Raw genomic sequence first — 23,954 nt, 5'->3', positions numbered from 1 at the left:
CGGGGCCAGGCAGTGGCGCAGTACGCGAAACGCTCAGACCGTGCGGACGACGTCCTCGTAAGCGAACTTGGGCTTCGCCTCACCCCAGGCCTCGGGACCCGGCTGGCCGATGTTCACCACCAGGAAGCTCTTCTGGTCGCCTGCCGGGAAGAACTCAGCGTCGATGGCAGCGAAGTCCGCACCGGTCATCGGGCCGGCGGCGAAGCCGAGCGAGCGGACGGCCAGGATGAAGTAGCCGGCCTGCAGGTGGGCGTTGTTGTTGCCCGTGGAGGTGGCCAGGTCCGGGGATGCGTCGTACATGGCTTTGGGGGCGTTGTAGCCGGGGAGGAAGTTGTCCCACTGCTCCTGCCAGGCGGTGTCGTAGCTGAGGATCGCCACCAGGGGTGCGGAGGCCGTCTTGGCCCGGTTGCCCGAGGACAGGGCGGCCACGAGCTTGCCGCGGGCCTCCTCCGAGCGCACATAGGTGACGCGCAGGGGCTGGGAGTTGAAGGCTGTGGGGCCGAACTTGGTCAGTTCGTAGATGGCGCGGGCCTGCTGCTCGCTGACTTCACCGGTAAACGCGTTGGCGGTGCGGGCCTCGGCAAAGATGGCATCCACGGCGGCGGAATCGATTACTGCTTCTTCGTGGGCGATGGTCATTCGCGCCCCTTTCACTAGGCCGACATCCCAGCGGGCGTCGGGCAGTCCTGTTGCTTGCGGTGGTTCAGTTGCTTTCCCCGGGTTCAACCGGATGCAGCGGCAGGCTCTTCCCGGAACAGCCAAATGGGCGGCGTGACGTTTGACACACCCAGGCGCCTGCTTGCTGGACACACTGCCGGCAGGATGCCCTCTCGTGCCCGCGTCCGGCGGGGTATTCTTGCTCCTGAAGATCCAGCCCGGCGAGCGGGCAAACTCCCTCTCCGAAAGGCCCCGCCAATGAGCATGCTCGGAACCAAATGGAAGCTGCACGGCAACGGCAAGGCAGTGCGTCCGGGCGAAGTTGTGGCTCCCGGCGAACGGCTCACGTGGCCGCTGACCATCGGCGTGGGAATGCAGCACGTCGTGGCCATGTTCGGCGCCACCTTCCTGGTGCCGATCATCACCGGCATGCCGCCGGCCACCACCCTCCTTTTCTCCGGCATCGGCACGCTCCTGTTCCTCGTGATCACCCAGGGCCGGGTTCCCAGCTACCTCGGGTCAAGCTTTGCGTTCATCGCCCCCATCACGGCGTCCCAGCAGCAGTTCGGCGTGCCCGGCGCGCTGGGCGGCGTGGTGCTGGCCGGAGCCGGCCTCGCCGTGATCGGCGCGATCGTGCAGAAGTTCGGCGCCGGCTGGATCAACCGGCTGATGCCGCCGATTGTCACCGGCGCCATCGTGGCCCTGATAGGGCTCAACCTGGCTCCGGCCGCGAAGAACAACTTCGATGCCGCCCCCGTGACAGCACTGATCACGCTGGTGACCATCATCGTGGTGAGCGTCCTGTTCCGCGGGATCTTTGGCCGCCTCAGCATCCTGGTGGGTGTGGTGGTGGGCTACCTTGTGGCCATGCTCCGGGGCGAGGTGGACTACTCCAAGATGGACGCCGCCCCGTGGGTGGGCCTCCCCCACTTCCAGACCCCGGAGTTCCACCTCGGCGTGGTGGGCCTGTTCGTTCCTGTGGTCCTGGTCCTGGTGGCGGAGAACATCGGCCATGTTAAGTCCGTGTCCGCCATGACCGGCCAGAACCTGGACGGGGTCTCCGGCCGTGCCCTGATGGCCGACGGCGCCGCCACGGTGCTCGCCGGCTTCGGCGGCGGCTCAGGCACCACCACCTATGCGGAAAACATCGGCGTCATGGCTGCCACCAAGGTCTACTCCACGGCTGCTTACTGGGTGGCCGGCATCTTCGCCATCCTGCTGAGCTTCTCACCGAAGTTCGGCGAACTGATCGCCACCGTTCCGCCGGGCGTGCTGGGCGGCGCGGCAACCATGCTGTACGGCATGATCGGCGTCCTCGGTGTGAAGATCTGGGTCCAGAACAAGGTCAACTTTTCGAACCCGGTCAACCTGACCACCGCCGCGGTCTCCCTCATCATCGGCATCGCGGACTACACCTGGACCGTCGGGGAACTGAAGTTCACGGGCATCGCGCTCGGGTCCGCTGCAGCCCTGGTGATCTACCACGGCATGAAGGCCATCGCGCGGGCGCGCGGCACCGCTGCCGAGCCCGAGACCGAGCAGCAGGGCCTGCCGCCCGCAGCCAAGGCGGCCATCAACGCCGCAGCGAAGAGGCAGCCCAAAAAGCGCTAGCATTTCTGCACCACTTTGTGGCTCCGGCCCAAACGGCAAGGCCGCGGCGCCCCTGTTCGAACGGGGTGCCGCGGCCTTGCCGGTTTCTCAAGCGGTGCAAAAATGCTTACCCGGCGTCGAACGTTTCGTCGTCGTCGTTGGGTGACTTCTCCTTCGGCAGGTCGTCCCCGCTACCGTCCGGAATGCCCGAGGCGTCCTGCCCGGGTTCCGAGGAGAACTGCCCGGCGCCGGATTCGTCAGCGTTGCCTTCGTCGATTTCGGCGTCCGCAGAGGGTACGGCCGTGTCCGCGTCTTCGGCGCCCGCCCCGGGTGAGGCGTCCGGATCGCGCGGCAGCGGTGATTCGCCGGGGGCCGGGTCAAAGCCCGCCACGCTGCTTTCGTTCTCGGCGTGCAGCTGCTCATCGGTTCCGCCGAAGCGCCCTGCGCCGGGTTCGCCGGAGCTGTCCTGGTCTTCCTCGGCGAAGTGGCTGAGGTTCGGCGTGCCGGTCTGGAAGGTCTCACCCTCGGGGCTGTTCTGGTTCAGGCCCGCGGCATCGAAGTCCTCCTCTTCCCGGGGCTGGGCAAACTGCTGGCCGCCGGCTTCCTGTTCCGCGGTGGGTGTGCCGTAGCCTCCCACTTCCTCTTCAGGGGCGGCGTGCTGGTTGTCCTGGCTCATCTGTTCCTCCTGCTTGGTGGGGAATTGCTTGGCTGGGAATTGTTGGGTATTCGGGAAAACTCACAGGCCTTTTCCGCCGGTCACGGGAACCACCGCCCCGGACATGTACGAACCGGCGTCGGAAGCCAGCAGAACGTAGGCGGGGGCGAGCTCGGCAGGCTGGCCGGCGCGCTGCAGCGGGGTGTCCTGACCGAACTTGGGCAGCTTGTCCGGCCATTCGGTGGCGGGGATGAGCGGCGTCCAGATGGGCCCGGGCGCCACGGCGTTCACGCGGATCCCCTTGGGTCCCAGTTCCTGGGCGAGGGCTTTGGTGAAGGCCACCTGGGCCGCTTTGGTCATGGCGTAGTCAATGAGCCCGGGAGAGGGATTGAATGCCTGGATGGAGGCCGTGGTGATGATCGAGGCACCGGCTTTCAGGTGCGGCACCGCTGCCCGGGCAGTCCACAGCAGGGAGTACAGGTTGGTCTTGAAGACGCGGTCGAACTCCTCCGTGGGCAGCGTTTCAAGGCTGTCGCGGTTCTTCTGGTAGGCGGCGTTGAGCACCACCACATCGAGCCGGCCGAACTCAGCAACAGCGTCCTGGACTATCGCCGTGCTGAAGTCCTCGTTCCTGCCGTCACCGGCGAGGAGCAGTGCCCGCCGGCCGGTCTTGCGGATCCATTCGGCGGTGTCCTGCGCGTCGGCCTCCTCTTCGGGAAGGTAGGAAATGGCGACGTCGGCCCCCTCGCGTGCGAAGGCGATGGCCACCGCCTTGCCGATGCCGGAGTCGCCGCCCGTGATGAGCGCCGCCTTGCCCTCCAGCGCCTCGCTTCCTTCGTAGCTCAGCTCGCCGTGGTCCGGTTGCGGGTCCATGGGTGCGGTCAGGCCCGGCTGCTTCTGTTCCTGCCTTGGAAAGGGCCCTGAATGGTACGTCCCCCGGGGATCACCGGGTTGGTCAGACTGCTTGGCTGGGTCGCTCATTTGTCCACCTGCTCACATTGTCGGGCTGCCGGTTGTTCGAACCTAACGCAGGTTTGCGGAGCAAGTCCACCACCTGGCGCAAAGCTAGTCAGTAAACTTAGCATTTGTTGAATTAGGGCAGACTTGAGCCTAGGTTTGAGGCAAACTCGCACGCCACGGGCACGACAGAGGAGGGCTAATGACCGATCCGGATGCCCCGGCCGGCAGCGGCCGGAACGAGACCCGCGAGGAGCAGCTGGACCGGAACTGGATGGAACTGATCCAAGAGCTGCGGGTCCTGCAGACCGGCGTCCAGATCCTTGCCGGTTTCCTGCTGACGTTGCCGTTCCAGCAGCGCTTTGAAACCCTCGATGACTACCAGGTCAATCTCTACCTCGTGAACGTGGCCCTTGCCGCGCTGACCACGGCGTTCATCCTCCTGCCGGTCAGCGTCCACCGCCGGCTGTTCCGGAAGCGGCTCAAGGCAACCCTCGTAGCCAGCGCGGACAACATCACCAAAATCGCCCTCGGCGGCGTGGCGGCCCTGAGTGTGGGAACCGCCGCGCTGGTGTTCGACGTTACGGCCGGCCGCAGGGTGGGCCTCATCGCCGGCGGCGTGCTGCTGGCCGTGCTGGCCATCCTCCTGGCCTATGTCCCCGTGCACCTGCACAGGAAGGCCAGGAAGGAAGAGCAGTAGCGTCAGGCCCCTTCCAGCACCTGGCGCGTGGCCCAGGCGAGGTATTTGCCGGCGTCGGAGATGGCGTCCTGCGGACTGGGTGCAACATCCAGCAGCTGCGCCGCAGCCACCACGCCATGTTCGGCCAGTTCCTCCGGCGTGACCAGGATGCGTCCCGCCACCGCGACCACGGGGATGCCCCGCTCCCGGGCGGCCTCCGCAAGCGCGATCGGGGCCTTGCCGGTGAGCGACTGCGAGTCCATGGAGCCCTCGCCGGTGATCACCAGGTCGGCGTCGGCAAGCTTCCCGGCCAGCCCGGTCAGCGCGGCAACCAGCGCGAATCCGCCTTCCAGGGTGGCCTGGGTGAAGGCCAGGAACGACGCCGGGAAGCCGCCGGCGGCGCCGGCGCCGGGGACGTTGATGTCCCGCCCCGTCGCCTCCCGGAGGAGGGATGCCCAGTTGCGCAGGCCGGCGTCGAGTTTTTCAATGGCGTCGTCGTCGGCGCCCTTCTGGCGGCCGAAGACATGCGCGGCGCCGGTGGTGCCGTAGAGCGGGCTCTGGACGTCGCAGGCAATCCGGAACTGGACCGCGGACAGCCGCGGGTCCAGGCCGGAGACATCGAGGGAAACGACGTCGGCCAGCGAGCCGCCGCCCAGCGGCACCACGTTCCCCGCGGCGTCGAGCGGCTTGAGGCCCAGCGCGCGGAGGGCACCGCTGCCGGCGTCGGTCATGGCCGAGCCGCCGACGCCCAGCACGATTTCCGTGGCCCCGGCGTCGAGGGCAGCGGCAATGAGCTGGCCGCAGCCGTAACTGTGCGCCCGCAGGGAGTTCTCCGGTGTGGGCTCCATGTGGGCCAGGCCGGAAGCCTGCGCGGTCTCGATGACTGCAGTGGTGGCGCCGGACTTGTCCTTCCGGAGGGCCCAAGCGGCGCCAATGGGGGCCAGGATGGGACCAACAACGGCGTTGATCCTTTCCTCGTAGCCGGCGGCGACGGCGGCTTCCAGGGTTCCCTCGCCGCCGTCGGCAATCGGAAACTGGGTGGTCACGGCGTCCGGGTAGACACGGAGTGCACCCTCGGCGATGGCGGCGGCGGCTTCGACGGCGGTGAGTGATCCCTTGAATTTGTCAGGGGCGATGAGGATACGCATGCCCCTATCCTGCCATCAGCGCCGGGGAATGGGCTTGCCCGGTCCGTCATGCGGTCAGCTTCAGGCTCCTGAGGCTGGTGGTGATGCCGGCGTCCAGCTGCTGCTTATTCGTCGTGCCCCTGGTCGCCGCTCATCTGGTCTTCGGCGGGCGGCGTCTCGCCGGGCGGCACTCCCCCGCCGGGCTCAAGTCCGGTGATGTTGCCGTCCAGGGGGTCGGGGTTGGGCGTGGCGGCCGGGTCCCCGCCTGCAGGTCCCTCTGCCTTGGCTTCGTCTGTCCTGGCGGCGTCCCGGTCCGGATTGGCCGGGTCATTTTCGGGATGGTAGGTGCTCATGGTCCTGCGGTCCTCCTTGGAACAAGCCGCCGGCGTGGCGACGGACTTCGGTGACGGACTCATGCTGCCGGGTCCGGCAGCACTGGACTAATTGTAAGCATGCTGATAATTCTGGAACAGTCAGATGCCACGCAGTCCGGCCCCCGCCGGAACGTATCGAAGGAGCAAACTGATGGGAATCGGCGACAGCATTGGCAAAGCAGCGGAAAACGCAATGGAGGACCTGGCGCAGACGTCCGATCCCACGGATGACGCTCACGTTCCTGAGCCCGGAGCATCCGACGAGGACATCCAAGTCCACTCCTCCATCAGCGAAGGTTCCAACGCCGGGGATGACGACCTCGGCCCGCAGCAAAGCGGCCGCACCACCTACACGCCGCAGGGCCCGGGCACCGAGGCGAGCGGTGGCCAGGGCACGGCGGACACGTCCGGCGACGAATCCGACAGGTCAACCGGAGTGCCGGCGTCCGGCGGCATCGGCGCGGCAAGCGCCACGGACGCCACGGAAGCAGCGCGCGGCGTGCCCGGCCCGGCAGGTCTTCCCGATCCGGATCCGGAGGAAATGCGGGCAGATCCTTCCGAAGGGGACCAGGACCCGGGCACCGGCCTGGGACGCGGTTAGGTCCTGAGCGCGCCTGGCCGGATACCTAGCCCCACTGCCCGCGTGACTGCAGGACTTCCTTCAGCAGGTCGGCGCGGTCGGAGACGATCCCGTCCACGCCGAGGTCGAGCAGCCGGTGCATCTCGGCGGGGTCGTTGATGGTCCAGGCGTGCACGTACAGCCCGAGCTCATGCGCCCGGCGCACAAATCCCGGGGTGATGACGGGGATGGCCCGGTAGCGGACGGGGACCTGCAGGGCATCGACGTCGCGCAGCGCCCGGCCCAGCACGGCGCGTACCGGTGACCTGAGCGCGCGAACGGACAGCAGCGGCCCCAGCACCAGGACGAGGGCGCTGGCCTGCGTCCCCGCCGACGACGCGGTCCTGCGGCTGAGCTGCTTCAGGACCGCGCGGCGCCGGCGGTCGGAGAAACTGGCTATCAGCACCCGGTCATGGACCTGGTGCCGCTCTATCGCGGCCACCACGCTGGGGACGGAGTGCCAGTCCTTGACCTCGAGATTGAAGCGCGTATTCGGAAATGCCGCCACAAGTTCGTCAAACGTGGGCACAGGCTCGGTCCCGCCGATCCGCACGCGCCGCACCTCGGCTGCCGTGAGACCACGGATCCGGCCGTGACCGTCTGTGACCCGGTCCAGGGTCAGATCGTGGAAGAGGAGCAGCTCGCCGTCGGACGTGGTGTGGAGATCCGTTTCGAGGTGGGAATAGCCAAGCTCGACGGCGGCGCGGAACGCCGCCAGCGAGTTTTCCAGGCCGCTACGCGAAAATCCGCGGTGGGCTAAGGCCACAGGCCCGGCAGTGGAGAAGTAAGGCAGGGTTCCCGTCATCCCCGAAGCTTAACGGAGCACCCTCAGGCGGGCAGGATCTCCACGCCGTCGCTGCAGTGCAGGAGCGTGCGGCCGCGGCCCCCGTCGAGATCCACCCACACCACGGTGCGGTCCGGAGTGACAGCCGAAACTAGGCCGCCGGTTTCAATCCCCGGTGCCAGCCGGACACTGACCCGGTCCCCCTCGCGCAGGGCCGACCAGTGCGGGGCGGGCTCCACGGGACGCAGCGGAGCCTCGGCCGCATTTTTGCTCTTTTTCCTGGCCACGATGTCCCCTATCGGTCACTCACCCAACAGGCCACACCCTACGGTCCGCACATGAACGCAGGTTGACCGCCAGCCGGGAGTTCGGTGACAGGCGGGCGACGGCCGGCTTACGGGAGCTGAAGCCCCAGCGCGGCGAGCTTTTCCTCAAGAATCTGGGCCACGCCGTCGTCGTCAAAATGCGGCGCCTGCTGGCCTGCCGCCCGGATCGCCTCCGGATGCCCGCTGGCCATGGCGTAGCCGTGGCCAGCCCAGCGGAGCATCTCAATGTCGTTGGGCATGTCGCCGAACGCCACAACGTCCGCGGCATCTATCCCCAGCGAGGCGGCGTATTCGGCCAGCGTGACGGCCTTGTTGATCCCGGGTACGGCGAGTTCCAGCATGGCGACGGTGGGCGCCGAGTGCGTCACCGACGCGAGGCTCCCGACGGCGGGACTTACCTCCGCGAGGAACTCGTCGGCCGTGCCTTCGCGGACGATGGCCAGGAACTTGACGACGGCGTCCTCCGCGGTGAGTGTCGAGTCCAGCGGGGCAGGGGTGAATTCGGACAGCAGTTCGCTTGAGCCGTTTTCGATGAAGCCCGGCTCGAGGTGGAAGCCGGTGAGGGTTTCGGCGGCGAAGAGGGCGGTGGGGCGCACCTTCTTGATGATCCGCCGGATTTCGAAGATGTCGTCGATGGCCATGGTCTGCGCCGAGACAACCTTGTCCGCTTCGAGGTCCCAGACCACGGCGCCGTTCGAACAAATCACGGTGCCGGTGTGGCCCAGCTGCTCCTCGAGCGGGTGCAGCCAGCGCGGCGGGCGGCCGGTGACGAAGACAAGTTCGACGCCGGCCCTCCGGCAGGCGTGGAAGGCACGGACGGTGCGGTCACTGATTTTTCCGTCGTGTCCAAGGATCGTTCCGTCTATGTCACTCGCTACCAACCGCATGCTGCCAGTTTACGTGGGCGGAGTGCATGGTCTCCGCGGCAGCCGACTCCGGCTCAGGAGACGGGCAAGTTCACCGTCACGGTAGTCCCCTTGCCGGGCTCGCTCCGCAGGCTGATGGAACCGCCGTGGCCCTCGACGATGGTCTTGCTGATCGGCAGTCCCAGTCCGGCGCCCGGAATGGCAGTCTCTCGTGAGCGGGCGGACCGGAAGAACTTGGTGAACGCCTGCTCCTGTTCCTGCCGGTCCATGCCGATGCCGGTGTCCGCGATGGAGCACACAACGTGGCTGTCCGCCCGGTGGGCACGCGCGATAACCCGTCCCCCGTCCGGCGAGAACTTGATCGCGTTGGACACCAGATTGCCGAACACCTGGCGGATCCGCCCCGGATCGACGCGGGCTGTCAGGGGCTCCTCGACCTCGAGGACCAGTTCCACAGCACTGCCAGTGGCATGGGCGCGCGCGGAAGCCACGGCGCCTGCCAGCAGGCCGGCAACGTCGGTTTCCTGCAGGTTCAGTTCCACGCGTTCCGAAGCGACGGCGATCAGATCGTTCACAAGGCCGAGCAGGTGAGTGGCATTGCGCTGCACGATCTTCAGCTCGTCTTCGATGTCTTCGTGACCGGGCTCGTCCAGGACCAGTTCGAGGTATCCCAGGATGGAGGTCAGCGGGGTGCGGAGCTCGTGCGACACTGTGGCGACGAAGTTGTCCTTGGCCGACAGGGCACGGATCAGCGCCGTGACCTCGGCGAAAGTGATCACGGCACCGGCATGATCGCCGTTCCCGGAACTCATGGTGCGGGCCGTGACCGAATAGGCGCGCATATCCTCGCCCTCGCCGGCAATGCTTTCACTGGCCTTGCTTTCACTGGCCTTGGTTTCACCGGCCCAGTACAGCGCGTCGGTGAACGTCTCGCCAGCGGCGGCGCGCGCTGTCGGAAAGCGCTCCGGTGCCACCGGAGTGATCCGGTCAGCTTCGAACAGCCGCGGCTGGCTTGCTGACGGGGCCAGTCCGGACAGCGCCGCGTCCGCCTGCAGGGCTTTGTTGGTCAGCACGTCCCGTCCGTTCTGGTCAACGACCCACACGCCAACATGGACAGTGGAAAGCACTGCGTCAAGGAGTTGCTGCCGGCGGATGCTCTCGGCGGCCGTGTCCGCGAGCGCTTCGTCCTTCCTGACCAGTGTCTCGCGCTGGCGGTAAAGCGTGCCCGCCACCACGTGGGCCGTCACTGCGATGGCGGCCATGACAAGCGGCAGGAAGATCGTCCGGATCATCGACCCCTGCGTGGGCGGGGTGCCCATGGCCGCCGCGGGCAGCACAGTGCTGAGGACGGTTGCGGCCACGGCGAGGACGACGCCGGCCCTGTTGCGGTCGACGGACAGCCAGACCACCGGAAAGACCAGCAGAAGGCTCAAGACGCTGAAGCTGGGACCGCCCGCCTCCCGCGTGAAACCGATGGCCACACAGTCCAGCGCCGGAATCAGCACCCATGTGCTGGCCGGAAGCCTGCCCCAGGGAGCGGCCACGCTCAGGACAAAAAGCGCGGTATGCGCCAGCAACGCGAGCCGGAAGCGTGGGTCGGCCAATGTCTCCGGGTGAAAGACTGGGGCCGCGGCAACCACCAGCAGCACCGTGACGGAAAGGGGCAACTGCCGGACTATGACGCGGCCGCGATCGCCAAGGCTGCCAAAGAGTGCGTCGACCTTATCCGCCACATCGGAGCGGGAGCCGCCGCCGGGCAGTTGTTCCGACTGGGCACGCGTTTCACTTACCTGGCTCATCAGTCTCTTCCCCCCGGAGCAGAATGAAGTACGTTCCTCCAGCTGCTTGAAGGCACTGGTCACAGCCTAACCGGCAGGAGGCGGCCGAGCCGAGGCTAGCCCGAGATAATCCCATCTTTACGAAGCCGGTTTTTCCGCGCCGCCCCCTCTTCCCGCGGCGGCGCCGTGGACTCCCTGACCACCAGTTGGGTGGCGAGTTCCACCCTTCGCGAATCCAGCACCTCGCCCCGCATCTGGCGCAGGACGAACCGCAGGGCAGTGGCACCCATCTCCTGCAGCGGCTGCGAAACCGACGTCAGCGGCGGCACCGACTCCTCAGCCTGGTAGGTGCCGTCGAAGCCGACCAGGCTCATGTCCTCAGGCACCCGGATCCCCTGCCGGCGCGCTTCGGCGAGCACACCCAAGGCAATGCTGTCGCTGCCGGCGAAGATGGCCGTGGGAGGCTGGTCCAGTCCAAGCAGGTGCTTCATGCCCTTGGCGCCGTGTTCCGACCGGAAATGACCCGACAGGACATACTCGTCCTCGACGCCCACGCCGGCGGACCGCATGGCCGCCATATAGCCGTGCAGACGCGCCTGGTTGCATTCGGCCGTATCCGGGCCGCCGAGGAAGGCAATCCGGCGGTGGCCAAGCTCCAGCAAGTGGGAGGTCGCGGCCTTTCCTCCCGCCCAGTTGCTTGCACCGACGCTGACCACGTCCCCCGGCGGCGGATTCAGGGGGTCAATGACCACCACGGGGATCTTCCGCCGGTGAAAGGCATCCAGCTGGGCATCCCCGAAGGCTGATGTCACGACGATCATGCCGCAGCGGCCCTCATCCACGATCCGCTGGGCGCGCTGCTCCGGGGTCAGGGTTGATGCGCCCTGCTTGCCGGTGACGTTCAGCAGGACTTCGATGTCCGAGACGGCTGCGGACTCCAGCACGCCGTTGAGCACCTCTACGGCATAGCCGGATTCCAGATTGTCGATGACCACCTCGACCATTTGACGGCCCGAGACGTTCCGGCGGTTCTGCAGGGGGGACTTGTAACCGGTCCGCGCCAGCGCGGTCAGCACTTTGGCACGTGTGTCCGCAGAGACGTCGTCCCTGCCGTTGATCACCTTGGAGACAGTGGGAGTGGAGACACCCGCCTCCCGCGCCACGGCCGCCAACGTCAGCTTGCCTTGAGATTCGATCCTGGACATCCGTTCCCTTTTCGAAAGATTTCGAGACCTCAGTCTGCAGGGTTCCTATGCTTTCGTCAACGCCCCATCACGCTTTGGTCGCAAAAGAAAGCCTTGACGCATCCCCGCACCGTCGTTATGTTTTATCTCACACCGCAAATTTTATCGAAATATTTCGAAGCAGCGGTGAACGTCTCAGCAAACAGTTCATGGGCAGTGCCGCCTGATTCCAGGCGGTCTCCCGTATAAGCAAAGCCGGGCTATCAGCGTCGAGCCCGATGGATGAATGGAAATGTTCAGATGACAACTCGAAAGTTGCGCTCGGTCGCGATGGCAATCTCAGCAGCCGCCCTCTCTGTGAGCCTGGCTGCCTGCGGCTCCAGCGGCCCGGCCGGATCCACCGCGGCAGGTGACGGTTCGGCCTCCATGTGGGGCCTGACGGGCGGAAACCAGCCTGTACTGCAGAAATCCGTCGAGGCCTGGAACAGCGCACACTCCGACCAGTCCATCAAACTGGATTTCTTCGCCAACGATGCCTACAAGACCAAGGTCCGCACCGCCGTCGGCGCCGGCGAAGGCCCCACCTTTATCTACGGCTGGGGCGGCGGTGTCCTGAAGTCCTATGTTGATGCGGGCCAGGTGGAGGACCTCTCCGCCTTCGTCAAGGAGAACCCCGAGGTGAAGGAGCGCTATCTTCCTTCCGTCCTGAAGAACGGCGAGATCGACGGCAAGACCTACGCCCTGCCGAACAACAATGTCCAGCCCGTGGTTCTGTACTACAACAAGGAAGTCTTCGACAAGGTCGGCGCCCAGCCACCCAAGACCTGGGACGAGCTGATGGCGCTCGTGCCGAAGTTCAAGGAGGCCGGCGTCGCCCCGTTCTCCCTGGGCGGCCAGTCCAAGTGGCCGGACCTGATGTGGCTGGAGTACCTCGTTGAGCGCATCGGCGGTCCCGAGGTCTTCGCGAACATCGCTGCAGACAAGCCCAACGCGTGGTCGGACCCCGCTGTGACCGAGGCGCTGACCAAGATCCAGCAGCTGGTGGACGCCGGCGGCTTCGTGAACGGCTTTTCCTCCATCGCCGCGGACAGCAACGCCGACCAGGCCCTGCTCTACACGGGCAAGGCGGCCATGGTCCTGCAGGGCGGCTGGATCTACCAGGGCATGAAGAAGGACGCAGGCAGCTTCGTCACCGGCGGCAAGCTCGGCTTCACCACCTTCCCCACCGTCGAAGGCGGCAAGGGCGACCCCGCCAACGTGGTGGGCAATCCTTCCAACTTCTGGTCAATCTCCGCCAAGGCCACCGACGAGCAGAAGAAGGCCGCCCTCAATTACGTCAAGCATGGCATGTTTACTGACGCCGACACCGATGCCCTCATTGCCTCCGGCGCCGTCCCGGTAGTCAACGGCATCGACAGCAAGCTCGAGGCTTCACCCGACAAGGACTTCCTCACCTTCGTCTACGGCCTGGCCAAGAGGGCACCCAGCTTCACACTCTCCTGGGACCAGGCGCTGAGCCCCGCGCAGGGCGACGCGATGCTGTCCAACCTTGACCAGATCTTCCTCAAGAAGATCACCCCGGAGCAGTTCGTCGCCACGATGAACGCCACGATCGGGAAGTAACAGCGTGACCATCACGAGTTCCGACCGCCGGCGGGTCCGCGACACGGGCCCGTCGGGGTGGCTGGCAGCGCCGGCCCTTGTCTTCTTCCTGGTGTTCGCCGTCGTCCCGCTGGCCGGCGTCGTTTTCCTCAGTTTCACCAGCTGGGACGGCCTGCGCGAGATCCGGTTTGAGGGTCTGGCCAGCTGGACCACGGTACTCACCGACGCCGTCACCGGCAACGCCCTGCTGGTGACCGCCAAGATCATGTTCTTCTCGTTCATCGTCCAGGCTCCGATCAGCCTGCTGCTCGGCGTCTTCACTGCAGGAAGCCAGAAGTACCGGGCAGCGCTCGCCGTCCTGTACTTCCTCCCGCTCCTGCTCTCCTCAGCCGCCGTCGCCATTGCCTTTAAGGCGCTGCTGGACCCGAACTTCGGCCTGGGTCCGGGCCTTCAGGTGCCGTTCCTGATCCAGGACTGGCTGGGTAACTCCGACCTCGTCCTGTTCGTGGTGGTCTTCGTCATCGCGTGGCAGTTCGTCCCGTTCCACACCCTCATCTACCAAGGCGGCGTGCGGCAGATCCCCACTTCGCTGTATGAGGCCGCGGAGATCGACGGCGCGGGGCGGGTCCGGCAGTTCCTGAACATCACCCTGCCCCAGCTGAAGTACACCGTCATCACCTCCTCCACGCTCATGGTGGTGGGCAGCCTGGCGTACTTTGACCTGATTTTCGTTCTCACCGGCGGCGGCCCGGGTTACAGCACCCGGCTGTTGCCGCTGCACATGTACCTGACCGGTTTCAAGGCCAACGACATGGGTGCGGCGAGCGCCCTGGGCGTGATCCTGGTCGTCATCGGACTGGGCCTGGCCCTGCTGCTGCAGCGCCTCGGCGGCAAGAACCGGAACGACAGCCAATTGGAAGGAGCCTGATGGCTTCCACAACGCAGCTCCCCGCGGCTCCGGAGGCACCTGTCCTTACCCACGCCGCACCGCGCCAGAACTCCAGGCGCGCCGGCCGCCGTCGGCCAAACCTGCCCGGCGGCTTCGGCGGCTGGCTCTGGCTCGCGGTGATCGTCCTGCCCATCTACTACGTGGTGATCACCAGCCTGAAGAACCAGGCCGGATTCTTTGCCACCAACCCCATGCTTCCGCCGGCCGAACCGACACTGGACAACTACAAGCTGGTGCTGGAAAACGACTTTGCCCGGTACTTCCTGAACAGCGTCGTGGTCACGCTGGGCACGGTCATTCCGGCGCTGTTCGTCTCGTTCATGGCTGCATACGCGATCGTCCGGGGCAAAGGCCGGTTCGTGAACTGGACCAACAACCTGTTCCTCCTGGGCCTGGCCATTCCGCTTCACGCCACCATCATCCCGATCTACTGGATGATCACCCGGGCCCACCTGTACGACACACTGCTGGCCCTGATCCTGCCGTCCATCGCCTTCGCCATTCCGGTGTCCGTCCTCATCCTGTCGAACTTCATGCGGGACGTACCCAACGAGCTGTTCGAGTCGATGCGGCTGGACGGCTGCTCGGACTGGGCCATGCTGTGGCGGCTGGCCCTGCCGATGACCAAGCCCGCGGTGATCACCGTGGGTATCTACAACGCCCTGCACGTCTGGAACGGCTTCCTGTTCCCGCTGATCCTCACCCAGAGCCCCGCCACGCGGGTGCTGCCGCTCTCGCTGTGGACGTTCCAGGGCGAATTCAGCGTCAACATCCCCGCGGTGCTCGCCTCGGTAGTGCTGGCCACGCTGCCACTGCTGGTGCTGTACATCGTGGCCCGACGCCAGCTGATCAGCGGCCTGACTGCCGGTTTCAGCAAGTAACTACACGGATTTCCCACGAAAGGACATTGGATGACAACCGCAAAGCCGCTGCGGGTCGGCATGGTGGGCTACGCCTTCATGGGGGCCGCCCATTCGCAGGCCTGGCGTACAGCGCCCCGGTTCTTCGACCTGCCCCTGCAGCCGCAACTCACCGCCGTCGCGGGCCGAAATGCCAGCGGCGTCAGGGCCGCCGCGGACAAGCTCGGCTGGGAGTCGGCCGAAACGGACTGGCGCCGGCTGATCGAACGCGACGACATCGATCTGATCGATATCTGCACGCCCGGCAACACCCACGCCGAGATCGCGGCCGCCGCCCTCGAGGCCGGCAAGCACGTGCTGTGCGAAAAACCGCTGGCCAACTCCGTTGAGGAGGCGGAGCGGATGACCCTTGTGGCAGAGGCGGCTGCGAAACGGGGTGTCTTTGCGATGTGCGGATTCAGCTACCGCCGCACGCCGGCGCTGGCACTTGCCAAGCGCATGGTGGACGAAGGCCGGCTGGGGACCATCCGCCATGTCCGCGCGCAGTACCTTCAGGACTGGCTGTCCGATGAGAACGCACCCATGACGTGGCGGCTGGACAAGAGCAAGTCCGGATCCGGATCTCTGGGGGACATCGGAGCGCACAGCATCGATGCGGCCCAGTGGATCACCGGGCAGAAGATCACCGGCGTTTCCGCGCTTCTGGAGACGTTCGTTCCCGAGCGGCCCCTGGCCGGGGACCTGGTGGGCCTCGGCGGTCACGGCGACGTCGGCCAGGACGCGCCCCGCGGGGCCGTCACCGTTGATGACGCCGCGATCTTCAGCGCCCGCTTTGAAGACACAAGGTTCGACGGCGGCGCTACCGCAGGGGGCGCCGTCGGCGTCTTCGAGGCGACCCGCTACGCACTGGGGCGGAAGAACGCGATGCGGCTGGAACTGAACGGCACCAAAGCTTCCCTCGCCTTCGACTTCGAGGACATGAATGCCCTCTCCTTCTACGATGCGGCCGAATCACCCGACGCTGGCTTCCGCCGGATCTTCGTCACCGAACCTGAGCATCCGTACGTCGGCAACTGGTGGCCCACCGGGCACGGCCTCGGGTACGAGCACGGCTTCACCCACCAGGTGGTGGACCTCGTTCACGCGCTTGCACAGGGCACGCAGCCGGAACCGTCCTTCGCGGACGCCCTGCAGGTCCAGCGCGTACTGGCCGCTGTGGAGGCCAGCGCAGCCAACTCCAGCCAATGGCAGAAAGTCTGAGACCCATGACTGCAGAACAGGAAACCCGATGACACGACCCATAACACTCTTCACCGGCCAGTGGGCCGACCTGCCTTTCGAGGAGGTAGCCCGCCTCGCCGGAGAGTGGGGCTTTGACGGCCTGGAGATCGCCTGCTGGGGCGACCACCTTGATCCGCGGCGCGCCGCAGAGGACGATTCCTATCTCCAGGGCCGGCTGGACATCCTGGAGAAGAACAACCTGCAAGTCTTCGCCATCGCCAACCACCTCACCGGGCAGGCTGTTTGCGATGACCCGATCGACGAGCGCCACCAGGGCATCCTGACGCCTGCAGTCTGGGGCGACGGCGATCCGGAGGGCGTCCGCACCAGGGCGGCGCAGTTCATGATGGACACCGCCCGGGCCGCGGCCAGGCTTGGCGTGAAGACCGTGACCGGGTTTACCGGCTCCTCCATCTGGAAGGCCGTGGCGATGTTTCCGCCCGCTTCGCAGGCCATGATCGACGCCGGGTACCGGGACTTCGCTGACCGGTGGAACCCTATCCTCGACGTGTTCGAGGAGGTCGGGGTCCGCTTTGCCCTTGAGGTGCATCCCTCCGAGATCGCCTACGACTACTGGACCACCAAGCGCACCCTGGAAGCCATCGGGCACCGGGCCGCCTTCGGGCTGAATTTCGACCCGTCCCACTTCATCTGGCAGGACCTGGACCCCGTGATGTTCCTGCAGGACTTCGCCGAGCACATCCTGCACGTGCATGTGAAGGAGTGCGTGCGCCAGCTTGACGGGCGCAACGGCCGGCTCGGCTCGCACCTGGCCTGGGCGGATCCGCACCGTGGTTGGGACTTCGTCACGGCGGGGCACGGGGATGTGCAGTGGAACAGGATCTTCCGCACCCTGAACGCCATCGGCTACGCCGGCCCCACCAGCATCGAATGGGAGGATGCCGGCATGGACCGGCTGACCGGTGCGCCGCAGGCACTCGCACTGGTCAAGAACCTCGCGGCCATTGCCCCGCCCGCCACGGCATTCGACGCCGCCTTCGCCACCCGCTGAACCACCGATACCTCTTAACCAAAGGAGCTTTGTCATGACCGGAAACAAGTCCGCCCTGGTGGTGCGCGGCGGCTGGGACGGCCACCAGCCCTTCGAAGCCACCGAGCTTTTCATCCCGTACCTGAAAAGCAACGGGTACGACGTACGGGTCGAGGAATCGCCCAAGGTCTACGCCGACGCCGCCTACATGGCGGGCGTGGACCTGATCATGCAGTGCATGACCATGACCACGATTGAAAGGGACGAGTTCGAGGGACTGCGGGCCGCCGTCGAGAACGGCACGGGCCTGGCCGGCTGGCACGGCGGGATCGCGGATTCCTACCGCAACAACTCCGACTACCTGCACCTGATCGGCGGCCAGTTCGCGTGCCACCCCGGAAAGCATCCGGACGAGCGCATCGGGGAGCAGTCCGACAACTACGTGCCGTACACGGTGAACATGCTCCCGGCCGCCGCCCACCACCCGATCACCGAAGGCATCTCCGACTTCGAACTTGTCACCGAGCAGTACTGGGTCCTGGCCGACGACTACATCGACGTCCTGGCCACCACCACCCAGAAGGTCCGCGAGTGGGACCCCTGGCACCGCGAGGTGACCTCACCGGCCGTCTGGACCCGCCAATGGGGCAAGGGCCGGATCTTCGTCACTACCCCCGGCCATCACGTCGACGTCCTCCAGGACAGCAACGTCCGCACCATCATCGAAAGGGGCCTGCTGTGGGCAAGCCGTTGAAAGTAGGAATTATTGGCTGCGGCGCCATCATCGCCCAGTACCTCACGAATTTCCGCCGGCTGGACCAGATCGAACTGGTGGCCGTGGCCGACCTGGACCCCGCACGCGCCCAGGCTGTTGCGGACGACTACGACGGCGTCCGCGCACTTTCCGTGGACAGCCTCCTCGCCGCGGACGACGTCGACCTCGTCCTGAACCTGACCATCCCCGCGGCCCACGCCCACGTTGCACTCAAGGCCATTGCCGCCGGAAAGGGCGTGTACGGGGAGAAGCCGCTCGCGGCGACCACCGCCGAGGCGCGGCAGGTGCTGGAGGCGGCACGCGAGGCGGGCGTCGTCGTCGGCTGCGCCCCCGACACGGTGCTCGGCACCGGGATCCAGACCGCCCGCAAGGCGATCGACGACGGCCAGATCGGCGCGCCGATCAGTGCCACAGCCACCATGGTGACGCCCGGTCACGAACGCTGGCATCCCAACCCGGACTTCTACTACCAGCCCGGCGGCGGACCGCTGCTGGACATGGGTCCGTACTATGTGAGCGCGCTGGTCACGCTGCTGGGCCCGGTGGTCTCCGTCGTCGGTGCCGCAAGCCACACCCGCAACGAGCGGACCATCGGCTCCGGGCCGCGCGCTGGTGAGGCGGTGCCGGTGGCGGTCGACTCGCATGTCACTGGGGTGCTGGTGCACGCTTCCGGTGCACTGTCCACGCTGCTCATGAGCTTCGACGCCGTAAAGTCCAAGTCGCCCAACATCGAAATCCACGGTGAACGCGGCTCCTTGGCGGTGCCCGACCCGAACCATTTCGACGGCGACGTCCAGGTCTTCCCGCTTGGCGCGGACGACTGGCAGACCCTGCCAGTCTCGGCGGGCTACGTCGACTCCGGACGCGGTTTCGGGATCGCCGACCTCGCCGCAACACCACAGGGCTCAGAGCCGCGCGCCGGCGGGCAGCTGGCCTACCACGTCCTCGACGTGATGGAGTCCATGCTGGCTTCGGCCCGGACGGGTTCCGCAGTTCAGATCAAGAGTACGGCGGCCCGTCCGGAGCCGGTGGAACTGACGGCGCTGGCCGCGCAGGTCGCCGAGGTCAGCTCGTAGGACCTGATTCCTCTCTTGGCCAGGTTCGGCGGCGGCGGTATTTCCGCCGCCGCTTCACCGTTTGTCGGATCAATGCTGACCGTACCGTGCGGGTTATTTCGGGCAGCCCGGTTCCGATTTGTCCGGATCCGGGCAGTGGCGTTCCCGGCAGTGGTGGTGCGGTGGAGTAGTAGGTGTGGCCGGTGGGGGTGGTGAGTTCGAGGGTGTGCAGTGGGCCGGGTCTGGGTTGGGCTTTCCAGCCGGGCAGTTCCTTGGTGTGGTTGCATGCTTCGCACAATCCCGCGCCGTTACTCAACGAGGTGGGGCCGTCGTTGTGCCAGGGGATGATGTGGTCGTGGTGGCGGATGGGGGCGTCGCAGTAGGGGGTGCGGCAGGTGTCGTCCCGGATTTGGATGAAGCGGCGCAGCGGTGCAGGGAACAGCCGCCGCGGCGAGTCCATGGCGACGAGGTCACCGGTCCCGGGGGCGGTGTAGAGCCGTCGGATCCAGGTTTTGAGCTCCTCGCTTTCTTCTCCCTGTTCCTGCGTTATCAGGTCCCGGGCCCAGGCGGCTGGGACAACGCCGTAGCCGGCGAGGCGGGCGGGTTCGCTGTCGGCTTGGAGGAGCGTGCGGTCGGTCATGATGAGGCTGATGTCGATGCCGGTGATGCCGCCTCGGGTGCCGGTGGTGCGCTCGACGAGGGTGTCGGCCATGGCCTGGTTCCGGGAGCGCGAGTCACCGGCGGACTTGAGGGTGTCCGCTTGCCGTGCCAGGGCCGCGTAGACCGCGATTCCCTCATGGGCGGGGAGCAGGGCTGTCAGGTAGGTCATGCAGTCCGGGGCCGGGCGCAGGCTCACGGACCGCTCTGACGCGGCGTGGCTGGCACGCTGGGTGACCGAGCGGGAGTCCCGCCGGATAGCGGCGGCCTTCACAGCGGCGATGACGGCCCGGGTCCCGGCGCCGGTGAAAGTCCCCGTATCCGCAGCCAGCTCCTCATCGACCGCTGACCGGTCTTCGACACTCAGGCAGGCTGTTTCTTTCACGAGGTGCGTGGCGCGTTCTTCGTTGAGCTGGCCGGTGTCCAGTGCGGCCAGCGTGTGGGGCATCTCGGTGACCAGCGCCTTGGCCATGCCAAGCAGCCGGCCGCCGCGGTGCGGGGACTCGCCGCGAGCCAGGGCGATCTGTTCGGCCGCGCCCAGGCTGTGTTCCTTGGGGCGTTTCTTGCCGAAGCCTTCGGCAGCGAGCGTCTTAGGGCCGTCCTGCGCAAGGCCTGCCCGCGTCCCGGGTTCGGCATGTTCCTGACGGTGCCGGATCTCGAAGGTCACGGCAAGCCTCGCCTGCTGCCCGGCAAGCATATTCTTGACGTTCTCGAAGGCGTGCGTCTGGTCGATCAGCCCGGCACTGCCGGCGTTCAAATCAGCCCGCAGAAGGGCGGTTGCCGCGGCGACCCTATCCGCCAAAGCCGGCCGCAGCGTACCGGGCCCGCGCCCATCAGTGCCGGTACCGGCGCTAGGAGCGGCGCCATCGGCGAACAGAACGTCGGCAAACAGGTCCTCGGGAAACGGGTCCTCCGGGAACTCATCGTCCGCAAGCAGGGCCTCGGGCAAAGGGTCCTCCGGAGGAACGCCGTCGGAGTCCACGAAGTTGGGGTCATCGTCATACGGAAACCCGTCAGGAACCGCGGCAGCCTGCAAAACGCCGCCGTGCGGCGCTCCTTCTGTCAGTGCCGAATTCCCGAAGCTTTCCATGAATACAGTCTGCCAAGGTGGTACGACAATAAAGGGCCGATCGGACGCAGGCTGAGGGCGTGATCCAAAAAACTTCTTGAACCCACCGGACAACGAAACTGGGTAGCACCTTAGGGCGTTCCCAGCGCTGAGAAGGCCCTGAAGTGCTACCCAGTTGGGTGCCGCCGACAGGCAGAGGCTCCCCCGGTTGAGCCTGTTGGTTTCGACAGGCTCAACCAGCGGCTCAGGTTTCGACAGGCTCAACCAGCGGCTCAGGTTTCGACAGGCTCAACCAGCGGCTCAGGTTTCGACAGGCTCAACCAGCGGCTCAGGTTTCGACAGGCTCAACCAGCGGCTCAGGTTTCGACAGGCTCAACCAGCGACGGACTCAACCAGCGGAGGACTTCAACTGGCGCCCTGCTCCGCTTTGCGCTGCTCCGCCCTGTATTGTTCCGCGATGGCAGGCCGGAAGTCCGGCTCGGGGTGGCCGTCCAGCGCCACGTTCCACGCCGGCCGCTCCCCCGTCAGTGCCCAGGCCGCCTGCACGGCAGCTCCCCGGGCCACGTATTCGCCAGGGCTCGGAACCAGCACGGGCAGGTCGAAAACCTGGGCCGCAATCCGCTGGACCGCAGGGTTCTGCACCGCGCCGCCGATCAGCAGAAGCCGCTCGGCCGGGTGGCCCAGGGCTCGGAGGGCATCCAGTCCTCCCGCCAGCCCGCACAGCATCCCTTCGACGGCGGCCCGTGCAAAGTTACTGCGCGTGGTCGAGGCGATGGTCAGCCCGGAGAAGCTGGCCGTCGCGTGCGGCAGGTTGGGCGTCCGCTCCCCCTCGAAATACGGGACCAGCACCACGCCGCCCGCACCCGGTTCAGCCTCCAGCGCCAGCCGGGACAGCTCGTCGTAGTCCACCCCCAGCAGCCCGGCCACCGACGTCAGCACCCGCGCTGCATTGAGGGTCACGGCAATCGGCAGGAACAGGCCACTCGCATCCGCGAAACCCGCCACCGTCCCGCTCGGATCACCGACCGGCTCATCGGAGATGGCGAAAACCGTCCCGCTGGTGCCCACGGACACGACGACGTCGCCCGGCCGGGCGTCCAGGCCCAGTGCCGCCGCGGCGTTGTCCCCGGCGCCCGCGCCTAGCAGCACGGAGTGCCCTGGCGGCAACGCCTCCCCGGCGACGGCAGGATGGACCTGGCCAGGCGACTCGCCCGGTGCCAGGACGCGTGGCAGGATGACCGCACCGGACCGTTCAGTGTGTGATTCGGTTCCGGCTTCGACGGCGCCGCGGCCGAAGGCCAGGCTGAACAACTCCAGGTCGTAGGTGCCGCTTGCCGGGTTCCAGTAGCCCGTGCCGCTGGCGTCGGAACGGTCCGTGGTGAGCTGCCCCAGGTCGGGCCCCAGCGGGCTGGCGCCTGCGGGGCCGTAGCCCCGCAGGCGCCAGGTCAGCCAGTCGTGCGGCAGGGCGACGGCGGCAACCCGGCCGGCGATTTCCGGCTCATGGTCCCGGACCCAGCGGACCTTAGTGACCGTGAAGGAGGCCACGGGCACCAGGCCTGTCCGTTGCGCAAAGTCCTCCGCGCCGACTTCTTCGGTGAGGGCCGCGGCGGCGCCTGCCGAGCGGGTGTCGTTCCAGAGCAGGGCCGGCCGCAGCACCGCACCGGCGGCATCCAGCAGCACCATGCCGTGCTGCTGGCCACCCACCGAAAGTGATTTGACCCCGGCGAGTCCCCCGGAGTCGTCGAACGCTTTGGACAGAGCCCACCACCAGTGGTCCGGGTGGACCTCGGTGCCGTCCGGGTGGCTGGCCCGGCCCTCCCGGACCAGAGCGCCCGTCTCAGCATCCAGCACCACGACCTTGCAGCTTTGGGTCGAGGAATCGACGCCGGCAACCAGTGACATAAGAGCAGCCGTCACAGTATCAGCGGGCGCCGAGCAGGTGCTCGATGAAGAGCTGCTGGAGCTTCACGAAGCCGAAGCCCTTGCCGCCGAAGTAGGCGTCGGCGTCGAAATCCTCGTAGGACGAGCGGTCGGCGAGGAGCTGTTCGTATCCTTCGCCCGGGTTCAGGGTGGGGACGTTGATCTCGGAAACCCGCGACGCCTCCAGGGCAGCCTGCACCTCGGGGTCCGAGCGGAAGGCCTTGGCGCGCTCCTTCAGGAGCAGGTATGTCTGCATGTTGGCGGCCGCCGAGTCCCAGACGCCGTTGATGTCCTCGGTGCGGCTGGGCTTGTAGTCGAAGTGGCGCGGCCCCTCGTAGGCCGGGCCGCCCTGGGGACCGCCGTTCTCCAGCAGGTCAACCAGGGAGAAAGCGTTCTGCAGGTCGCCGTGGCCGAACACCAGGTCCTGGTCGAACTTGATGCTGCGCTGGCCGTTGAGGTCGATGTGGAACAGCTTGCCCTGGTACAGCGCCTGGGCAATGCCGTGGGTGAAGTTCAGCCCGGCCATCTGCTCGTGGCCCGTTTCGGGGTTGATGCCCACAAGCTCCGGGCGTTCGAGGGTCTCAATGAACGCCAGGGCGTGGCCAAGCGTGGGCAGCAGGATGTCGCCGCGCGGTTCGTTGGGCTTGGGCTCGATCGCGAAGCGGATGTTGTAGCCCTTGTCCGTCACGTAGTCGCCCAGCAGGTTCACGGCCTCGCGGTAGCGCTCGAGGGCACCACGGATGTCCTTGGCGGCGTCGTACTCGCTGCCTTCGCGCCCGCCCCACATCACGAAGGTTTCGGCGCCCAGCTCGGCGGCGAGGTCGATGTTTTCCAGGACCTTGCGCAGGGCGAAGCGGCGAACACCCCGGTCGTTACTGGTGAAGCCGCCGTCCTTGAAGACCGGGTGGCTGAACAGGTTGGTGGTGACCATGGGCACCACCATGCCGGTGGCCTTCAGTGCACCGGTCAGGCGGTCGATCTCCCGCTGCCGGTCAGCCGCGGAGCAGCCGAACGGGAACAGGTCGTTGTCGTGGAAGGTGATGCCGTAGGCGCCCAGGTCACTGAGCCGGTTGATGGCCTCCACGGTGTCCAGCGGCGGGCGGGTTGCGGAGCCGAACTGGTCCTGCGCCTCCCAGCCGACGGTCCACAGGCCGAAGGAAAACTTGTCATCACGCGTGGGCTGAATCGCCATTGAGTGC

The 23,954-nt window shown here is 66.7% G+C and carries 23 protein-coding genes; 10 read left to right on the top strand and 13 right to left on the bottom strand.

Going from position 1 to position 23,954, the window contains the following annotated elements; translation table 11 throughout:
* Positions 1–33 precede the first annotated feature (33 nt).
* Positions 34–639 (bottom strand): malonic semialdehyde reductase, encoded by a 606-nt coding sequence (locus tag ABRP34_RS16060; RefSeq protein ID WP_353710971.1) that lies wholly within the window; start codon positions 637–639, stop codon positions 34–36.
* 276 nt (positions 640–915) lie between these two features.
* Here ABRP34_RS16060 and ABRP34_RS16055 point away from each other — a divergent pair, with 276 nt between their 5' ends.
* Positions 916–2,268: a solute carrier family 23 protein gene (locus tag ABRP34_RS16055; RefSeq protein ID WP_353710970.1), complete on the top strand. Its 1,353-nt coding sequence runs from the start codon at positions 916–918 to the stop codon at positions 2,266–2,268.
* A 106-nt stretch (positions 2,269–2,374) separates the two neighbouring features.
* Here the strand turns inward: ABRP34_RS16055 and ABRP34_RS16050 are convergent, their stop codons facing one another.
* Positions 2,375–2,923, bottom strand: coding sequence for a hypothetical protein (locus tag ABRP34_RS16050; RefSeq protein WP_353710969.1), 549 nt, complete (start codon positions 2,921–2,923; stop codon positions 2,375–2,377).
* 60 nt (positions 2,924–2,983) lie between these two features.
* On the bottom strand, positions 2,984–3,883 hold the full coding sequence (locus ABRP34_RS16045; RefSeq protein ID WP_353710968.1) for an SDR family oxidoreductase: 900 nt from the start codon (positions 3,881–3,883) through the stop codon (positions 2,984–2,986).
* A gap of 178 nt (positions 3,884–4,061) precedes the next feature.
* Between ABRP34_RS16045 and ABRP34_RS16040 the strand changes: the two genes are divergently transcribed.
* Positions 4,062–4,559 (top strand): DUF6328 family protein, encoded by a 498-nt coding sequence (locus ABRP34_RS16040; RefSeq protein ID WP_353710967.1) that lies wholly within the window; start codon positions 4,062–4,064, stop codon positions 4,557–4,559.
* A gap of 2 nt (positions 4,560–4,561) precedes the next feature.
* Here ABRP34_RS16040 and ABRP34_RS16035 read toward each other — a convergent pair whose 3' ends face one another.
* Together ABRP34_RS16035 and ABRP34_RS16030 are read right to left on the bottom strand one after the other, a co-directional pair.
* On the bottom strand, positions 4,562–5,686 hold the full coding sequence (locus ABRP34_RS16035) for a glycerate kinase (protein WP_353710966.1): 1,125 nt from the start codon (positions 5,684–5,686) through the stop codon (positions 4,562–4,564).
* Between the two features lie 104 nt (positions 5,687–5,790).
* Positions 5,791–6,018: a DUF6480 family protein gene (locus tag ABRP34_RS16030; RefSeq protein WP_003799677.1), complete on the bottom strand. Its 228-nt coding sequence runs from the start codon at positions 6,016–6,018 to the stop codon at positions 5,791–5,793.
* Between the two features lie 172 nt (positions 6,019–6,190).
* Here ABRP34_RS16030 and ABRP34_RS16025 point away from each other — a divergent pair, with 172 nt between their 5' ends.
* On the top strand, positions 6,191–6,640 hold the full coding sequence (locus ABRP34_RS16025; RefSeq protein ID WP_353710965.1) for a hypothetical protein: 450 nt from the start codon (positions 6,191–6,193) through the stop codon (positions 6,638–6,640).
* 25 nt (positions 6,641–6,665) lie between these two features.
* Here the strand turns inward: ABRP34_RS16025 and ABRP34_RS16020 are convergent, their stop codons facing one another.
* From ABRP34_RS16020 to ABRP34_RS16000, 5 genes are all read right to left on the bottom strand, one after another.
* Positions 6,666–7,463 (bottom strand): glycerophosphodiester phosphodiesterase, encoded by a 798-nt coding sequence (locus ABRP34_RS16020; protein WP_353710964.1) that lies wholly within the window; start codon positions 7,461–7,463, stop codon positions 6,666–6,668.
* Between the two features lie 23 nt (positions 7,464–7,486).
* On the bottom strand, positions 7,487–7,729 hold the full coding sequence (locus ABRP34_RS16015; protein ID WP_353710963.1) for a hypothetical protein: 243 nt from the start codon (positions 7,727–7,729) through the stop codon (positions 7,487–7,489).
* A gap of 107 nt (positions 7,730–7,836) precedes the next feature.
* Positions 7,837–8,655, bottom strand: a complete 819-nt coding sequence (locus tag ABRP34_RS16010) for an HAD family hydrolase (RefSeq protein WP_353710962.1) — start codon at positions 8,653–8,655, stop codon at positions 7,837–7,839.
* 53 nt (positions 8,656–8,708) lie between these two features.
* On the bottom strand, positions 8,709–10,433 hold the full coding sequence (locus ABRP34_RS16005) for a HAMP domain-containing sensor histidine kinase (RefSeq protein WP_353710961.1): 1,725 nt from the start codon (positions 10,431–10,433) through the stop codon (positions 8,709–8,711).
* Between the two features lie 95 nt (positions 10,434–10,528).
* Positions 10,529–11,617 (bottom strand): LacI family DNA-binding transcriptional regulator, encoded by a 1,089-nt coding sequence (locus ABRP34_RS16000; protein ID WP_353710960.1) that lies wholly within the window; start codon positions 11,615–11,617, stop codon positions 10,529–10,531.
* A gap of 309 nt (positions 11,618–11,926) precedes the next feature.
* Between ABRP34_RS16000 and ABRP34_RS15995 the strand changes: the two genes are divergently transcribed.
* The 7 genes from ABRP34_RS15995 to ABRP34_RS15965 are packed head-to-tail and all read left to right on the top strand — an operon-like array spanning position 11,927 to position 19,130.
* Positions 11,927–13,219 (top strand): extracellular solute-binding protein, encoded by a 1,293-nt coding sequence (locus ABRP34_RS15995; RefSeq protein WP_353710959.1) that lies wholly within the window; start codon positions 11,927–11,929, stop codon positions 13,217–13,219.
* 4 nt (positions 13,220–13,223) lie between these two features.
* Positions 13,224–14,126 (top strand): sugar ABC transporter permease, encoded by a 903-nt coding sequence (locus ABRP34_RS15990; RefSeq protein WP_353710958.1) that lies wholly within the window; start codon positions 13,224–13,226, stop codon positions 14,124–14,126.
* Positions 14,126–15,028 carry a carbohydrate ABC transporter permease gene (locus ABRP34_RS15985; RefSeq protein ID WP_353710957.1) on the top strand — a complete coding sequence of 301 codons (903 nt, stop codon included), beginning with the start codon at positions 14,126–14,128 and terminating at the stop codon, positions 15,026–15,028. Before ABRP34_RS15990 ends, ABRP34_RS15985 begins: the two co-directional genes overlap by 1 nt.
* A gap of 30 nt (positions 15,029–15,058) precedes the next feature.
* Positions 15,059–16,267: a Gfo/Idh/MocA family oxidoreductase gene (locus tag ABRP34_RS15980; protein ID WP_353710956.1), complete on the top strand. Its 1,209-nt coding sequence runs from the start codon at positions 15,059–15,061 to the stop codon at positions 16,265–16,267.
* Between the two features lie 28 nt (positions 16,268–16,295).
* Complete coding sequence (locus ABRP34_RS15975; protein WP_353710955.1) at positions 16,296–17,300, top strand: sugar phosphate isomerase/epimerase; 1,005 nt, start codon at positions 16,296–16,298, stop codon at positions 17,298–17,300.
* Positions 17,301–17,334: 34 nt separating this feature from the next.
* Positions 17,335–18,033, top strand: a complete 699-nt coding sequence (locus tag ABRP34_RS15970) for a ThuA domain-containing protein (RefSeq protein ID WP_353710954.1) — start codon at positions 17,335–17,337, stop codon at positions 18,031–18,033.
* Entirely contained in the window at positions 18,018–19,130 is a 1,113-nt protein-coding gene (locus ABRP34_RS15965) for a Gfo/Idh/MocA family oxidoreductase (protein ID WP_353710953.1), read from the top strand. The genes ABRP34_RS15970 and ABRP34_RS15965 overlap by 16 nt, the downstream gene beginning before the upstream one ends.
* Here ABRP34_RS15965 and ABRP34_RS15960 read toward each other — a convergent pair.
* From ABRP34_RS15960 to xylA, 3 genes are all read right to left on the bottom strand, one after another.
* On the bottom strand, positions 19,120–20,856 hold the full coding sequence (locus tag ABRP34_RS15960) for a DUF222 domain-containing protein (protein ID WP_353710952.1): 1,737 nt from the start codon (positions 20,854–20,856) through the stop codon (positions 19,120–19,122). The genes ABRP34_RS15965 and ABRP34_RS15960 overlap by 11 nt on opposite strands.
* Before the next feature lie 384 nt (positions 20,857–21,240).
* Positions 21,241–22,737: a xylulokinase gene (gene xylB, locus ABRP34_RS15955; RefSeq protein ID WP_353710951.1), complete on the bottom strand. Its 1,497-nt coding sequence runs from the start codon at positions 22,735–22,737 to the stop codon at positions 21,241–21,243.
* Between the two features lie 19 nt (positions 22,738–22,756).
* Positions 22,757–23,947: a xylose isomerase gene (gene xylA, locus ABRP34_RS15950; protein WP_043418468.1), complete on the bottom strand. Its 1,191-nt coding sequence runs from the start codon at positions 23,945–23,947 to the stop codon at positions 22,757–22,759.
* Positions 23,948–23,954 lie beyond the last annotated feature (7 nt).

Source organism: Arthrobacter sp. K5, from assembly GCF_040448525.1.
In the GTDB taxonomy this organism is placed as follows: Bacteria; Actinomycetota; Actinomycetes; order Actinomycetales; family Micrococcaceae; genus Arthrobacter; species Arthrobacter globiformis.
The sequence above is the reverse complement of the archived record's forward strand: the minus strand, read 5'-3'. Positions and strand labels throughout refer to the sequence as shown.